General features: G+C 51.3%; 12 protein-coding genes. 6 read left to right on the forward strand and 6 right to left on the reverse strand.

Features of this window, described 5'->3' with window-relative positions; all coding sequences use genetic code 11:
* Positions 1-329: 329 nt before the first annotated feature.
* The 4 genes from K3G39_RS21145 to K3G39_RS06270 form a co-directional block, all read right to left on the reverse strand.
* Positions 330-704, reverse strand: a complete 375-nt coding sequence (locus tag K3G39_RS21145; RefSeq protein WP_220625514.1) for a transposase — start codon at positions 702-704, stop codon at positions 330-332.
* 218 nt (positions 705-922) lie between these two features.
* On the reverse strand, positions 923-2,026 hold the full coding sequence (gene ltrA / locus K3G39_RS06260) for a group II intron reverse transcriptase/maturase (protein WP_370627206.1): 1,104 nt from the start codon (positions 2,024-2,026) through the stop codon (positions 923-925).
* Positions 2,027-2,916: 890 nt separating this feature from the next.
* Positions 2,917-3,897, reverse strand: coding sequence for a dienelactone hydrolase family protein (locus K3G39_RS06265; protein WP_220625329.1), 981 nt, complete (start codon positions 3,895-3,897; stop codon positions 2,917-2,919).
* Positions 3,898-4,296: 399 nt separating this feature from the next.
* Positions 4,297-4,572: a hypothetical protein gene (locus K3G39_RS06270; RefSeq protein WP_220625330.1), complete on the reverse strand. Its 276-nt coding sequence runs from the start codon at positions 4,570-4,572 to the stop codon at positions 4,297-4,299.
* A 210-nt stretch (positions 4,573-4,782) separates the two neighbouring features.
* Between K3G39_RS06270 and K3G39_RS06275 the strand changes: the two genes are divergently transcribed.
* The 3 genes from K3G39_RS06275 (at position 4,783) to K3G39_RS06285 (ending at position 10,095) form a co-directional block, all read left to right on the forward strand.
* On the forward strand, positions 4,783-7,101 hold the full coding sequence (locus tag K3G39_RS06275; protein ID WP_220625331.1) for a GH92 family glycosyl hydrolase: 2,319 nt from the start codon (positions 4,783-4,785) through the stop codon (positions 7,099-7,101).
* A 27-nt stretch (positions 7,102-7,128) separates the two neighbouring features.
* On the forward strand, positions 7,129-8,547 hold the full coding sequence (locus K3G39_RS06280; RefSeq protein ID WP_220625332.1) for a sugar MFS transporter: 1,419 nt from the start codon (positions 7,129-7,131) through the stop codon (positions 8,545-8,547).
* 399 nt (positions 8,548-8,946) lie between these two features.
* Positions 8,947-10,095 (forward strand): IS4 family transposase, encoded by a 1,149-nt coding sequence (locus K3G39_RS06285; RefSeq protein WP_220625333.1) that lies wholly within the window; start codon positions 8,947-8,949, stop codon positions 10,093-10,095.
* A 184-nt stretch (positions 10,096-10,279) separates the two neighbouring features.
* On the opposite strand, the gene K3G39_RS06290 is transcribed toward K3G39_RS06285, so the two are convergent.
* Together K3G39_RS06290 and K3G39_RS06295 are read right to left on the reverse strand one after the other, a co-directional pair.
* Positions 10,280-12,598 carry a GH92 family glycosyl hydrolase gene (locus K3G39_RS06290; RefSeq protein WP_220625334.1) on the reverse strand — a complete coding sequence of 773 codons (2,319 nt, stop codon included), beginning with the start codon at positions 12,596-12,598 and terminating at the stop codon, positions 10,280-10,282.
* Between the two features lie 118 nt (positions 12,599-12,716).
* Positions 12,717-13,019 carry a hypothetical protein gene (locus tag K3G39_RS06295; RefSeq protein WP_220625335.1) on the reverse strand — a complete coding sequence of 101 codons (303 nt, stop codon included), beginning with the start codon at positions 13,017-13,019 and terminating at the stop codon, positions 12,717-12,719.
* Positions 13,020-13,092: 73 nt separating this feature from the next.
* Between K3G39_RS06295 and K3G39_RS06300 the strand changes: the two genes are divergently transcribed.
* From K3G39_RS06300 to K3G39_RS06310, 3 genes are all read left to right on the forward strand, one after another.
* On the forward strand, positions 13,093-13,704 hold the full coding sequence (locus tag K3G39_RS06300) for a 3'-5' exonuclease (protein ID WP_255594062.1): 612 nt from the start codon (positions 13,093-13,095) through the stop codon (positions 13,702-13,704).
* 135 nt (positions 13,705-13,839) lie between these two features.
* Entirely contained in the window at positions 13,840-14,727 is an 888-nt protein-coding gene (locus tag K3G39_RS21150) for an SRPBCC family protein (protein ID WP_220625336.1), read from the forward strand.
* Positions 14,728-14,751: 24 nt separating this feature from the next.
* Positions 14,752-15,186 carry a VOC family protein gene (locus K3G39_RS06310; protein ID WP_220625337.1) on the forward strand — a complete coding sequence of 145 codons (435 nt, stop codon included), beginning with the start codon at positions 14,752-14,754 and terminating at the stop codon, positions 15,184-15,186.
* The last annotated feature ends 29 nt before the right edge of the window (positions 15,187-15,215 follow it).

The raw sequence follows: 15,215 nt of genomic DNA on the forward strand, positions 1-15,215 counted from the left end.
TTTGTTGCTGTTGCGCTACCATCTGAATGCTCTCTGATTCCACCAGGAGATACGAAAAAAGGAGCAGAAAACTTAATTCCTGCTCCTGTAATTCTCCAGTTTTCACGGAGACTTTTTCAGTGCCCTCGCCCTGTGGGGGGGCTTTTTCTTTTTCTGCACGTGGCTGCTGCTTCCGCCCAGCCCTTCGGCCGAGTCCCTGGCCCTGCAGTCGTTGTGGCGGATGATCAGCGGCCGGCTCTCCATGTCAGAGGTGGAGAGCTGGTCCTCGCCCGAGTTCTGGAGTTCTTGCAAAAGCTGCAGGTAATACTTGCGCCACAGCCTGTGGCGGGTCATGGCTGAGCCATCTTCACGCTGGCCCGGAAGACGCGGGTGATTGCCTTCGAGTTGTGCCTGCGGGAATTGGCGATCGTATTGTGGTCGGGGGCCAACTGGCTCAGCAGCCACTTCACCTCCAGGTTGCGGGGGCACTCTCGCTCCAGGCAGCGCGGGGAGCGGATGCGGTTGAGGTAGCCGTAGACGAGCAGCTTCAGTAAAACAGTCGGGTGGTAGGCCGGGCAACCGTTCTCGGGAAGGTCGGTGCGGAACCCCAGCTTCTCCGGGGGAAGCGAATTGACAAAGGCGTCGATCAGGCGTACCTCGTTGTCGGAGGAGATCAGCTCCTCTAGGCTAGCCCCGCCATCGGGCGGTGCGGCTGCAGGCGGAATTGAATTTCATAGCTAAGCAGATAAGTCTATCATCACTTAGACGTTTTGTTCGATAAATTTGCAGGAAGAAGGATGTTATTAGACAGTCTGACGGGCTGGTGCATGAGGTGCGTGAGGCTTTCAGCCTGAAGCTAGGCTTATGTGCCTGGTTGCACTGTCGAGTAGGCAAGGACAATTCAGTCCAAGCCTCTCACACATTCGTGCGTAAAGATCTCCCTTTACACGGCTGTTATTATCCAACCGTTGGCTTTATTCCCACAGCCCAATGCGCAAACAGCTCGGGTGATCACTTTGCAACCTCCCCTAACCATTTCCTTGCCTTGGCTGCGACCACTCAGCCTTTTATATTTCCGGGTTGCCCACTTGGCCAGGATCAGATTTAGATGTCCCAGCACTCGGTAAAGTTCCGATCTGAAGAAGGCACCGTAGTAGTTGATCCATCCTCTCACTGCCGGGTTGGCTACCGCTGCAACTTTGAAAAGATCACTTCCCTCCTTCCGATGCAACTTCCATGATCGGATCTTTTCCCAAATGGACACTTTGGCTCTCCCACTTATTGCTGGTGAGAAACTGGTAAAGTACCGCCCATACCTGTCCTTTGATTTCCGACCTCTGAAGGTGTAGCCAAGAAAGTCAAATTGTTGAGCAGGGTAAGGGCCTTTCCTGTTGCTATCCCTGCAATAGACTACCTTGGTCTTTTCAGGATGCAGCTCCAGGCCGCATGCCTTTAGCCTCTCTCCCAGCGCCTCTCTCAACTGCACGGCCTGCTCTTCTGTCTGGCAGTGGATCACACTATCATCCTCGTAACGCTCGAACGGGCAGCCCGGATAGTGAATCCGAAGCCATTCATCCATACAGTAGTGCAGAAAGAGATTAGCCAGCAAGGGACTTACAACAGCGCCTTGAGGTGTTCCTTTTCCTCTTTCCATGAGCGTGCCGTCCCGTTGCTGCACAGGCGCTGTGAGCCACCGCTCGATGTAGAGCAGTACCCATTTGCAGTCTGTGTGCTTGCGCACGGCCTTCAGCAGCAACTCATGCGGCATGTTGTCGAAGAAGTCTTTGATGTCTAGATCCAGCACCCAATCGTACCGCCAGCATCGTTGCCTGGCTGTTTTCACTGCCTCTATGGCGCTTTTGCCGGGACGGTAGCCATAGGAGTCCTCATGGAACACGGACTCCAGCACCGGTGACAGCGTCAGGGTGACCACCATTTGGGCGATCCGGTCGGTGACAGTGGGAATGCCCAGCGGACGGGTACCCCCGCCGCTTTTGGGAATCTCCACCAGCAGTACGGGTGAAGGCATGTAGCTCCCTGAGCTCATCCGGTTCCATAGTCGGTACAGGTGAGTTCTGCTGTCCTTGTCGAATTCCTCCAGGCTCAGCTAGTCCACCCCGGCAGTGCCCCGGTTCCTTTTAACCTGCAGGTAGGCTTTCTGTACAGTAGCCCTGGAAATGTTAAACGGTTTTGTCTTAATCATGTTGGTACCTCCTACAGGCCTGAGCCGGTAGTTTTCCTAGTGATGAAAACTGGATAATACGCTCCCTTCGCTCCCTCCCCATTACAGGGACTTCATCACTACTACGAGGCGTTCCGCCCGCGTGCCCTGCATCGGTACTCTGGCTCTTGTGGGGCTGCCACTTGAGCTTCTCTCTTGCCATCAGGACGACACGTTATCACGTTCCATAAGGATGCCTGCGCTAAGGTCACACCATCTATACGCCGGATGTCACAGAAGCCGTAATCAGGCACCCCTTCTGCTTATCCCAAGACAAGGTTTAGGCCTTGGTTTTGACATCGTTTAACTACCTTTCGACGCTTCTTCGATGGTTCACTTGCCTTCGTCTCCTTTGCACACACCTGACATCTTCAATGATGCCTTTTGCTTTATCGCTCACCACCCGGCCTTTTAAGCCAAGCAGCATAAAGTGGTTTGGAACCCGCGCCTGAACGCCGATCCCGAGGGGCCCACCCTCATCATCCTTACAGCACCAGGGTACTTTCCAGTACACTGTTCGTGACACACAAACCTTCGGTAGCTGGTTTTAAAAAGCAGCGGATAAGGGCTATCTTTTGGAATCACACGTAACCAGATAGCCCAAAGAAGTAGTTCAGCGGCAAGCCTCTTCCGACTTAAAACCCATAATGCGTCGCCCGGTTCCGTGCAACTAAGGCTTCATTGTGGGCACTCCGTACCCAACGAAGCCTTAGTTGTTAGCGGCTGTTATTTTTTATAAATTCGGCAAAGTCGTCGAATAGATCTAACCAATGGTCTCTGGTTTCTCCATTAGGCAAAGTTTCGACATAGCTGTGGTTGCTGTTGGGGTATACCTTGTAAGTCAGGTTATCCTTTTGCAGGCGAATAAACTCAGATTTAATGTAGTCTGAGGCTTCGATAGGCACGGCATTATCATTACTTCCTATCGTCAAGAAGATGGGAATTTTCAATTTCAAAAGATTCTCTATTGGGGGTTGGTTGATAGCGTAGTGCCATTTATAGGTGTCGCCTCTAAAGGTATCGGTGACTGAGCCAGGACGTTTAAAAACGCTTTCCATACCTGTAAAGTAAGTGTCGAGCTGGGCCTGTGCCTCCTCTGCATCTATTTCCCCGCTGTGCATCTTCCGCCTGATGAACAGAACGTCATTAAACATCTGCGGGGCACCGTTTCCGGAAGCAAAGCCTAGGTGCGTTACTTTTTTGTTAATAACTGCCAAGCGTGCAGCCACGTCGCTTCCTTCTGAGTGCCCCAAGACTGCGACAACATTCGCCTTAGGGTAAAGTTTGTCAACTACATAAGTTAGCACCTTACTCGCCACTTCCGCCCTGTCCAATACATTGTTCCTTTCATTGAACTTAGCACTAGCCGTAAAGTGGTCTGTGTTGGCGTAATAAGGAACCCCAACTTTCTGGATATAAACAAAAGCATAATCCTTCGGGAAGCGCCTCATCACAGACCTTGGAAAATTGTTAAAACAGCACTCCACACTGTCGGTACTGCTTATCATAGGGGTTGGTTTAGACCCCTGCAGGAACAGGAAGACCTTTGTTTTTTTTAACCTATCTGGGTTATAAATATAAAAATTAACACTATCTCCTTTAGCTAGAAGATAGTGCTCTTCAAGTCCCTGCTTATTTAACTTTTGTCCATGCGATAGAAGCGGAAATAGGAACAATAGTAGTAAAGCTTTCTTCATTTCCTAATAATGTATTAATCCTGACTAACGCCTTTGTTGGTAAAAGCCTACTAAAGGGTAATTTACAGTATTTTCCTTCAGAGAGGTCAAAGCAATACCAGTAATTGATTTCTCAATTTTAAAAAAGTGCTTCATAAACTGCTCTAAGGGAATGCCTTTCAAATGCTATAAATATCCTGAACGGGGTCTCCAATGAGCCACCAATGAAATTATCATATCTTTTCTTTTGGAGGAGCCTGCATTCCGAACCAGAATACTGAGCGGGCTGTCTTGCGCCAGTTAAAATACGGTCTTAACAAAGAGCATCAGTTTAAAGTACGGTTTACCTAAATAATCAGCTCTCGTTTGCTACCGAAATTAATAGTTAATATGTCGGGAATCCTGACTAACGTTTATTTTTCAGGCTGTTGCGAAGCCTAATTCTTCAGGTTTCAGGTCTAATTTAGCGATGTTTTTGCGAATCCGCTGCACGAGCTTAAGCTTTCTTTTCTCATCGAGGAACAGGTACTGAGTGGGCGGGTTGTAGGGTATGCGGTAGGTGAGCATATGCCAGATGATGACGGCCAGCTTTCGGGCCGTGGCGCTTACGGCCGCCTGCCGTCCCTTTCGGAAGGCTATACATCGGAAAGTAAATTTTAAACCAAAAATAACCGCAAACGCCTGATTATACTCCATAGTCAGGCGTTTTTGCTGTGAAGACCTTCTATTAACCTCACCACCAGGAAGTACCGCTACCCAAATCTAAAATCCTCTAGGCTTACCCCCTTCTCTACTCATCCAGTACTTTATTCCGGGATTTCAGTATATTAGATGTCACTATCGCCTCATAAGCAGCCAGGTACAGTGAAATAGGTTGCCGGGAGCTTATAAAAGCATCGCATCTACATGAATAAACAACTACGCTCTATCGTTCTCGCTACCCTGCTGCTGGTACCTGTCTCTTTACTCGCACAAAAAAATGAGGTGCATTTTGAGCCGGAGGAACTGGCCAATCCGCTGATGGGCACTGATTCCAAAGTAAGTTTGTCCAATGGCAACACCTACCCGGCTGTGGCTGTGCCCTGGGGCATGAACCTGTGGACGGCGCAAACCGGCAAGATGGGCAATGGCTGGGCCTATACCTATAATGCGGACAAGATCAGAGGCTTTAAGCAGACGCACCAGCCTTCGCCCTGGATGAATGACTACGGTCAGTTTGTAATCATGCCGGTGACGGGAAAACTCCGCTTCGACCAGGATGCCCGGGCCAGCTGGTTCTCCCACAAATCGGAAGTAGCCAAGCCCTATTACTACAGCGTATACCTGGCCGACCACGACGTCACTACTGAGTTCACACCTACAGAACGAGCTGCCCAGTTTCGCTTCACCTACCCCGCTACCGACAGCGCGTTTATCGTGATTGATGCACTTGACAAAGGCTCTTTTGTGAAAGTTATACCTGGCGAGAATAAGATTGTAGGCTATACCACCAAAAATGCCCGTAGCAACCCCAAGGACTTCAAAAACCACTTTGTCATCTATGCAGACAAGCCTTTTACTATAGCCTATATCTGGCACGATTCCACGCTGGTAAAGGATAAGCTGGAAATGAACGCAAATCATGCGGGCGCCATTGTGGGATTCAAAACAGCGAAGGGTGAACAGGTGAAACTGCGCGTGGCATCGTCTTTTATCAGTCTGGATCAGGCCGAGCTCAACCTGAAGCGTGAACTGGCCAACGATGATTTTGAAACTACGAAGCGAAAAGCCAAATCTCTTTGGAACGAAGCCATGAGCCGCATTACCGTGGAGGGTGGTACCGACGAGCAAATGCGTACCTTTTACAGCTGCCTTTACCGCACCCTGTTTTTCCCGCACAAAATGTACGAGCTCGATGCCAGCGGCAACCCGGTACATTACAGTCCTTATGACGGCAAGGTATATCCCGGCTACCGCTTTGCCGGCACGGGTTTCTGGGACACGTTCCGGGCCTTATACCCTTTTCTGAACCTGGCTTACCCGAGCATCAACACAGAAATGCAGGCTGGTCTGGTGAACGACTACAAAGAAGGCGGCTGGCTGCCGGAGTGGTCCAGTCCGGGCTATGCCAACATCATGATTGGCAACAACTCCGCTTCGGTGGTAGCCGACGCTTTCATGAAAGGCCTGCGTGGCTACGACATCAACACCTTGTATGAAGCGCTACTGCACGGTGCCAACAACGAGGGTCCGATCACGGCTATCGGTCGGGCTGGAGCAGACTACTATAATAAACTCGGGTATGTGCCTTATGATGTAAAGATAAACGAGAATGCAGCCCGCACGCTGGAGTATGCCTACGACGATTTTGCCATCTACCAGCTGGCCAAAGCGCTGAACAGGCCGCAGGAGGAAATTAACCTCTATGCCAGACGCAGCCAGAACTACCGGAATTTGTTTGACCCTGCTACAGGCCTGATGCGCGGCAAAAACCAGAATGGTACCTTCCAGTCACCCTTCAACCCGTTTAAATGGGGGGATGCCTTTACTGAGGGCAACAGTTGGCACTACAGCTGGTCCGTGTTCCATGATGTGCAGGGATTGATTGACTTGATGGGTGGCAGACAAAACTTTGTGGCGAAGCTGGATTCGGTTTTCAAGTTGCCCCCGCTCTACGACGAGAGCTACTATGGCAGTGTAATCCACGAAATACGCGAAATGCAGATTGCCAACATGGGCCAGTACGCGCACGGCAACCAACCCATTCAGCATATGATCTACCTTTACAACTACGCCGGAGTACCTTGGAAAGCACAATACTGGTTGCGGGAAACCATGAACCGCATGTACCAACCTACTCCCGACGGCTATTGCGGCGACGAAGACAACGGACAAACCTCTGCCTGGTATGTATTCTCAGCCCTTGGTTTTTATCCGGTTACGCCAGCCGTGAACCAGTATGTGCTGGGAGCACCCTTATTCAAAAAAACAACCATCCAGCTCGAAAATGGCAAAACGTTCGTGATCGAGGCCCCATCTAACAGCAAGGAAAATCTGTATGTACAGAAAGTGAGCCTCAACGGAAAAAAGCACGCGCAGAACTGGATCTCACACGAGGATATTCTGAAAGGCGGAAAACTAACATTCGAAATGGGGCCTGTGCCTGACAAGAGCCGGGGCACGAACGAGCAGTCAGCGCCTTATTCTTTCTCTAACGACAAGACTGCCACACAGCACCTAAAATAGATCTTCTAAAGCCTAACCTATACCTCCATGCCACCGATCACGCCTGTTACGACTGAAGAAGCTGGTTCACAGCCTAAAGAAATTGCGCTGGATTATAAAAACTATACCTCTCCGCTGATTGTCGTTACGCTCCTGTTTTTTATGTGGGGCTTCATCACCTGCATGAACGACATCCTGATCCCGAAGCTGCAGGAGGTGTTTACGTTACAGCTCTGGCAGGCCATGCTCATCCAAACAGCCTTTTTCGGAGCCTACTTTATTGTGTCTTTTCTTTACTTCTTGTTGTCCATCACCAAAGGCGATCCCATCCAGAAAATCGGGTATAAGAATGGCATCATCATTGGGTTGATCGTGGCGGCACTTGGCTGCACCCTGTTTTACCCGGCGGCTTTGTTTCATAGCTACAGCTTCTTTCTTATGGCCTTGTTTGTGCTGGCATCCGGCATTACGGTGCTGCAAATCACGGCCAACCCCTACGTGGCTATACTCGGTCCGCCTGAAACTTCCTCCAGCCGCATGAACCTGTCGCAGGCGCTTAACTCCTTTGGCACCACTATCGCGCCCATCATCGGCGGTTACCTGATTTTCGACCAGGTGGCATCTGCCCAGATAGATACGGCCGAATCTGTGAAACTCCCCTATCTGGGACTTGCGGCGCTGCTGTTACTGTTGGCTTTGTTAATTAAATTGGCGAAACTCCCCCGGCTGGAGGGCAGCGGTATGATTGAGACCGGTGCTGTGGCTGTGAAACACCCGCATCTGGTGCTGGGCATCATCTGTATTTTCATGTATGTGGGTGGTGAAGTAAGCATTGGCAGTGCGCTGATCAATTACATTAAACTACCGCAGATTACGGGTTTGTCAGAGTCGGAGGCGAAGCATTACCTGGCCTTCTACTGGGGCGGTGCCATGATTGGTCGCTTTTTCGGGGCTGTAGCGCTGAGCACTTTGAGGCGCAGCGGAAAGTTTGTAGTTATGGCCCTCATCGCGCTTGTCACTTTCCTGACGGTATATCTGCTGTATGATCTCCAGCAGGCGCTGATCATACTTAGTCTGATCGCTCTGAATGTGTTCGTCTTGCTACTGGCCCGATTTATACCTAACCGAACTGTGGGTTTATTTGCCATGGCCGTGATCGGGTTGCTGCTCATTGGCGTGCTGTCGGAAGGCTCGCTGGCTATGTGGGCGATCATCGCCATCGGCCTGTTCAACTCCATCATGTTCCCCACCATTTTTGACCTGGCCATCAAAGGGCTCGGCCGGCATACCAGCCAGGGCTCTTCGCTGCTGGTCATGGCTATTGTAGGTGGTGCCATTGTGCCGCCGCTGCAAGGTCTGTTCGCCGACCTGACTGGGAACCTGCAGCTTTCCTTTATCATCCCGATGATTTGCTATGCTTATATTGTATATTATGGGTTTGTAGGATATAGAGTGAGGGAGGTGTAGGTGACGAATAAAAGCTCACCGGATGAGGACGAAATACCTTATCAAAACCTGCTGTCTTTTTTTGTCTGATACAGGATTATGAAGAATACACAGGATTCTCGTGTACGATGAAAATCCCTCTGCCCCTTTCAAAGGGGGACTTTCCGCCATTACCAGAATCAGGTATAGGCGTTGTAGCTTCAGTAAAAATTCACACCACTGGCAGGTATAACAAGACTAACCTGCACGCTAGCTACGAAGGTATAGCTCAACCAGGTGCACCTTTTGACACTCCACTGTTGGGGGTGAAGGGGTCCCCCTGTCAAGAGCGTTCAGCGAGTGGGGGTAGGGGCCACTACTGTTCGAAACCTTTTAAGGTACGTATTCTATGATAGGAATTTTATCGGGAAGGAGGTTGAGATGAAGGCAAAGGACTTATTGGCATTTATCCCTGAAGCGGATCTTTCGCAGCTGGCAGCCCAGACCCGGGTGGACCACCAGGTCAAGAAGCTCAGCGGGCGGGTGATGTTCCAGCTGCTGCTGCTCTCGCTGCTGGAAGGAGGCCGGGCGAGCCTTCGGGTGATGGAGGAGCTCTACTGCTCTATGCAGTTCCGGACCCTGGCCGATGTGGGGCAAGGGCAGACCACACGCCACAATTCCATCCGCGACCGGATCGTGACCATGCGGCCCGACTTCTTCCGGGCCATCTTCGAGCTGCTCTTCAAGCGCTTCAACCGCCTGCTGGGCCAAGAGGGGGCGCTGGTGCGCTACGACTCTACCCTGATCGCCGTCTCGGCCCGGCTGGTGGCCTGGAGCATGCGCACGCGTGCGGGCAGCAAGGACAGTGGCCAGCTCAAGTGCACGTTGGCCATGAAAGGCAGCCTGCCCTGCCAGGTGCGCGTGTTCACCAACCGCCAGGCCCTGAGCGAGGACTGCGCCCTGCCTGAGACGATCCTCTCGGAGGAGATCTCCCGCTCGGGCATCGTCGTCTTCGACCGGGGCGTGCAGTCGCGCAAAGCCCTCAAGGAGCTCGACGAGCGGGGCCGCCTCTTTGTCACGCGCTGCAAGGTGGGCTCCCACTGCATCGAGCAGGAGCTGCTGGCCGTGGGGCAGCGGCCCGAGGGGATGCCCCTCACCGTGCTGAGCGATGCCTGGGTGAGCTTCCGGGAAAAGCCCGGAAGCTACCTCGAAAAGCCCCTGCGCCTGGTCAAGGCCACCCTGGAATCGGGGGAGCCGATCTGGTTTGTCACCAACATCGCCTGGCTGGATGCCTACCAGGTGGCTGCCCTCTACAAGGAGCGCTGGCAGATCGAGGTGCTCATCAAGTTCTTAAAACAGCACCTGCAGCTCGAGCACCTGGTCACCCGCAACGAGAACGGCATTCAGGTCATGCTCTACATGACCCTGATCGTGGCCCTGCTGCTCATCGTCTACCGCAAGCTCAACAAGCTCGACAGCGACCGTCGCGCCAAACTGCGCTTTGCACAGGAGCTGGACGTGGAAATAGTCAGGCAAATCGTGCTGCTCTGCGGGGGAGACCCCGCTAAAATGGAGAAATTCGTCACCTGAACACGTTTCGAACAGTAGTGGGTAGGGGCCCTCGATTTGGAGGGTCTTGACTTTTTTGCCTACTGGGGCTAGGGGCCTCGATTTTTTTCTCAAGAAAAAAATAGGTGCCCGCCGCACAGGCGAAGCTATAAAACAATACTAGTTGCTATACCTGCAACAGCACACCTACAAAGTCTATACCTGATCAGGGAGCCATCGAAAAAAGCTTCTTATTCGGCTTGCTTCCCATATAAAAAGTAATTTTCCCACCATTCATAATCTCATCGTGCGTCAGGTAAGTACGGTTAACGAGCTTTCCGTTCAGCTCCATTTTCTGCACATAAACGTTCTTGTCACTCTGGTTTTTCACGTCGATCGTAAAGGTCTTGCCGTTTTCCAGGTTGATGCTCGCTGACTTGATGGCCGGACTGGTGATGGCGTACTGGTCGGAGCCAGGAGCTACCGGGTAAAAGCCCAGGGCGCTGAAGATGTACCAGGCACTCATTTGCCCGAAGTCATCGTTGCCACCCAGGCCATCTACAGTGGGTTTGTACATGGCTTTGAGTACCATGCGGGTGCGCTGCTGGGTTTTCCAGGGCTGATCGGTCCAGTTGTAGAGGAAAGGCACGTGGTGCGAGGGCTCGTTGCCGTGCACGTAGTTGCCGATGATGCCTTCGCGGGTAATGTCCTCTGTGTTCTCAAAGTATTTATCCGGCAGCTCCATCGTGAAGAGCGAGTCCAGATGTTGGGCAAAGCGCGTCTTCCCTCCCATCATGGCAATCATCTGGGTCGGATCATGTGGCACGTAGAGGCTGTAGTTCCAGGAATTGCCCTCGATGAAGCCCTGTCCGTGTGTGTCCAGCGGGTCGAACTCTTTCTTCCAGGTACCGTCGCTGAGTTTGGGACGCATAAAGCCGGATTTGGCGTCATACACGTTCTTGTAGTTCTGTGCACGCTTGCTGAATTCCTCGTAAATGTCCTGTCGGTTTAGCTTATTCGCCATTTGCGCAATACACCAGTCATCGTAGGCGTACTCCAGTGTCTTCGATACGGAAGAGCCATTCTTGTCCTCCGGCACGTAGCCCATTTCCATGTAATATTCCAAGCCATCGTAGTAGCGGGTGCGGGCGGTCTGCACGCAGGCATCCAGAGCACGGTTGGCATCAAAATCTCCATTCCCTTTCATCACGGCATCAGCAATCACCGGCACGGAATGGTAACCGATCATACACCAATTTTCGTTGGCGTAGTGCGACCACACTGGCAGCATTTTATGCACGCTCTGGTCGTAGTGCGCCAGCATCGATTTGATCATGTCGTTGTTGCGGGCGGGCTGCAGGATGTTGAACAGCGGGTGCAGCGCCCGATAAGTATCCCAAAGTGAGAAGCTGGTGTAGTTAGTAAAACCATTGGCCTGGTGCACATTCATGTCGAGGCCTCTATACTTGCCGTCCACATCCATATAAGTAGTCGGCCCCAGGAAGGCGTGGTACATGGCGGTATAGAAATTCACGAGGTCGTCTTTGCCGGCATCCACCACCACTTTGCTGAGCTCCTTGTTCCAGGCGGCCTGTCCTTCACGCTTCACCCGCTCAAAATCCCAGTGCGGAATTTCGGCTTTCATGTTGGCCAAAGCCCCTTCGGTACTCACCGGCGAGAGCGCAAATTTTATCTTGATCTTCTCTCCTTCTTCAGTCTTAAAATCGAAAAAGGCCCGAATCTTTTTGCCAGAGAATTCCGGGAAGTTTTTAGTCTGGTCGAACTTGCGCCAGAAGCCTTTGTATACCTGTGCCTCTGAGTAGTCTTTGTTACCATACTGGTAGAAAGGTTTGCTGAAGGACATGGCAAAGTATACCGTGCGGGTACGGGCCCAACCGCTAGTCTGGCGGTAACCCGTGATCAGGGTGTCGTTCTCCGCGCGCACAAAGGTCCAGGTGGTTTTGCCGTCGTAGTTGTAAATGCCCGACATCAGATCGAGGATAATGTGTGCCTCATCCGACTTCGGGAAAGTATACTGGTGCATGCCTACACGGTTGCTCGCCGTGAGTTCAGCCAGGATGTTGTGGTCGTCGAGTTTTACTTTGTAATATGCTGGCTCGGCTACTTCATTCTGATGCGAAAAAGCAGAGCGGTAACCACTCTCCGGCTTGTCGGCCGTGCCCGGGTTCAGTTGCAGTTTGCCGGTGGTTGGGGCAATCAGGAAGTCGCCCAGATCGGAGTGGCCGGTGCCGCTGAAGTGCGTGTGGCTGAAGCCAACAATCGTTTTATCGTCGTACTGGTAGCCGGCGCAGTACTTATACACGTCCTTGTTATACTTGCCATTTACTTCATAAGGTATAGTGTCAGTATCCGGGCTAAGTTGCACCATCCCAAAAGGAACCGTAGCACCGGGATAGGTATGGCCCATTTTGGCAGTACCGATCATGGGGTTCACGTACTTTACCAGATCAGGGATTGCTGGCTTTTTTTGTGCAAAGACCAGGAGTGGTAGCAGCAGCACAATGGAAAGGGCTATACTTCTCATAGAATGGACAATAGGTTCGGAATCAGGTTAGAAAGACGTGTTTAAAGTTAAAGTTTATTTTTAAATATAGCCCCTTGCTTCACTAGAATAGCTGATGTGTATTTCTCAATCCGAATCCCTATAGAGGTCCCCCTACCACCAACTGCTGCGGGTCTCCAGATCCGCGCGAACCGGAGTTGACTGATAAACGCTCTTTCGGACATCCCTGTCCTAAGGTATTTCTGCCGAGAACATCCTTGTCTCCGTATACCTGCAACTGAAACCCACATACGGGGATGTGGATATCCCCAACAGCTTTCTCCGGGTCATGGATGTCCCGAAGTGCGTTTGAGCAGTGAGTAGTTGCGACACATTCCATCAACTCATAGAATTCTTCTGTCATTTCGACCAACCGAAGAAATCTGAAGCATCGTACAGGCATATCAATAATCCATAATTCTCCTATCGTCGGGATGACAAAAGTGCCTTAGGGCTTAAAGAATAGTACTGGCAAATTGACTAAATTGCACCCTCGCTTTTCTATACCTTATATTTTTAAACTTACCCGCCAGATGGATTTTATTGCGCTTGATTTCGAAACGGCCACCCCACAACGTGACAGCCCCTGTGAGATAGGTATAACTGTGGTACGCGATAGGCAGATCGTTGAAACGCGGTCCTGGCTGATCAAGCCTTTGTACTACCCCAATTTTAATTCATTTAACATTGCTGTACATGGCATCCGTCCGGCTGATGTGAAGGACCAGCCGGATTTTGAAGCGCTCTGGCCGGAGTTAAAACCTTACCTGGAAGGCCAGTTGCTGATCGCCCACAATGCGAGTTTCGACATGAGCGTACTACGCAAAACACTGACCACCTATGGCATTGCGCTGCCGGAAGCGCGCTATACCTGCAGCCTCAAATTTTCGAAGAACATCTGGAAAGGGATGCACAAGTACGACCTCAAAACGCTTTGCAACATGCACCGCATCGATTTTCTGCATCACCGTGCCGCTTCCGACGCCGACGCATGCGCCCGGCTTTCGCTCAAGGCGCTTGACCTGACAGGTACCCGCTCAGAAGCAGAATTTGTTACGCGCATGGGAAGCAAAATTGCCAGCGTATAGCAGCACCTTCAGGCTATATTTTTGTGCGTAAAAGAAAGCCGGAATGTGACGGATCAAAATAATTTTTGTGTAAATCAGGTAATGCGTATACTTGTGAAAGCATAAACATAATTATCTCTCACTAAATACCTTACTATGGAAAACACTTCAAAAACCGCGACTGTCACCATCAGCGCAAACGTACAGGCTCCGGTCGCAAAGGTCTGGCAATGCTGGACCAAACCGCAACACATCACCAGGTGGAACAATGCTTCCGATGACTGGCATACCACACGGGCAGAAAACGACCTTCGGATGGGCGGCACATTCCTCTCCAGAATGGAGGCTAAAGACGGCAGCACAGGCTTTGACTTCAACGGCACTTACACTGATGTGCAGGAGCATGCGCGCATTGCCTACACCTTGGAGGACGGCCGTAAAGTAGAGATCAGATTTGAGCCAAACGGTACTGAAACCCATATGACAGAGGTTTTTGAAGCGGATCAAAGTCATCCGGTGGAGATGCAACAGGCAGGCTGGCAGGCCATTCTGGATAATTTCAAAAAGTATGTGGAAGCCGCCGCAAAGTCACGCACGCTGCACTACGAAATAAACATACAGGCGCCTGCCGAAAAGGTATACCGCACCATGCTCGACGAGGAAAAGTACAAAACCTGGACCGCCGTGTTTCACCCGACCTCACATTACAAAGGCTCCTGGGAAAAAGGCGCTAAAATACTATTCCTTGGTCTGGATGAGCAGGGCGTTGCAGGTGGTATGGTCAGCCGGATAAAAGAGAACATACCGAACCAGTTTATCAGCATCGAGCATCTGGGCCTGGTGCAGGGCGATACCGAAATTACGAGCGGACCGGAAGTAACCGAATGGGCGGGTGCGCTGGAGAACTATACCTTTACCGAGGCGCAGGGCGAAACGGTGCTTGCCATAGACGTGGACACAAACGAGGAATATGAAGCCCACTTTTCAGAAACCTGGCCCAAGGCGCTGCAGAAAATAAAGGAAATGAGCGAAGCCGGATCTTAACTTTCTTACCTACAAAATAAAATTATGGCAACAGTAAGCACTTATCTCAACTTCACGAACCAGACCGAGGAAGCTTTTCTTTTCTACAAATCTGTTTTCGGAACCGAGTTCATCGGCAGCATCGCCCGCTTCGGCGACATCCCTCCTTCCGAGGACATGCCTCCTATACCTGAAGCCGACAAAAACCTGATCATGAACATTGGTTTGCCAATACTGGGCGGGCACCTGCTCATGCGAACGGACGCGCCTGAATCGATGGGTTTCCGGCTAACAAAGGGCAATAACGTGTACATTACCCTGCACCCTGACTCCCGCGAAGAAACACAGCGCTTGTTCAAGACGCTTTCGGAAGGCGGCAAGGTAGAACAGGAATTGCAGGATATGTTTTGGGGCGACTACTACGGTAGTTGCGAAGACAAATTCGGCGTCCACTGGATGTTCAATTGCGATCAGAAGTAATTTCGAACAGAGATCATACAAGCAAAAGA

The sequence above is a fragment of the Pontibacter sp. HSC-14F20 genome, assembly GCF_019599265.1.
Lineage (GTDB): Bacteria > Bacteroidota > Bacteroidia > Cytophagales > Hymenobacteraceae > Pontibacter.

What these genes read in the sequence shown, in the direction of transcription:
- ltrA (WP_370627206.1), bottom strand. Translation starts at nt 2,026, where the DNA reads ATGAGCTCAGGGAGCTACATGCCTTCACCCGTACTGCTGGTGGAGATT.
- K3G39_RS06265 (WP_220625329.1), bottom strand. Translation starts at nt 3,897, where the DNA reads ATGAAGAAAGCTTTACTACTATTGTTCCTATTTCCGCTTCTATCGCAT.
- K3G39_RS06270 (WP_220625330.1), bottom strand. Translation starts at nt 4,572, where the DNA reads ATGGAGTATAATCAGGCGTTTGCGGTTATTTTTGGTTTAAAATTTACT.
- K3G39_RS06275 (WP_220625331.1), top strand. Translation starts at nt 4,783, where the DNA reads ATGAATAAACAACTACGCTCTATCGTTCTCGCTACCCTGCTGCTGGTA.
- K3G39_RS06280 (WP_220625332.1), top strand. Translation starts at nt 7,129, where the DNA reads ATGCCACCGATCACGCCTGTTACGACTGAAGAAGCTGGTTCACAGCCT.
- K3G39_RS06285 (WP_220625333.1), top strand. Translation starts at nt 8,947, where the DNA reads ATGAAGGCAAAGGACTTATTGGCATTTATCCCTGAAGCGGATCTTTCG.
- K3G39_RS06290 (WP_220625334.1), bottom strand. Translation starts at nt 12,598, where the DNA reads ATGAGAAGTATAGCCCTTTCCATTGTGCTGCTGCTACCACTCCTGGTC.
- K3G39_RS06295 (WP_220625335.1), bottom strand. Translation starts at nt 13,019, where the DNA reads ATGCCTGTACGATGCTTCAGATTTCTTCGGTTGGTCGAAATGACAGAA.
- K3G39_RS21150 (WP_220625336.1), top strand. Translation starts at nt 13,840, where the DNA reads ATGGAAAACACTTCAAAAACCGCGACTGTCACCATCAGCGCAAACGTA.
- K3G39_RS06310 (WP_220625337.1), top strand. Translation starts at nt 14,752, where the DNA reads ATGGCAACAGTAAGCACTTATCTCAACTTCACGAACCAGACCGAGGAA.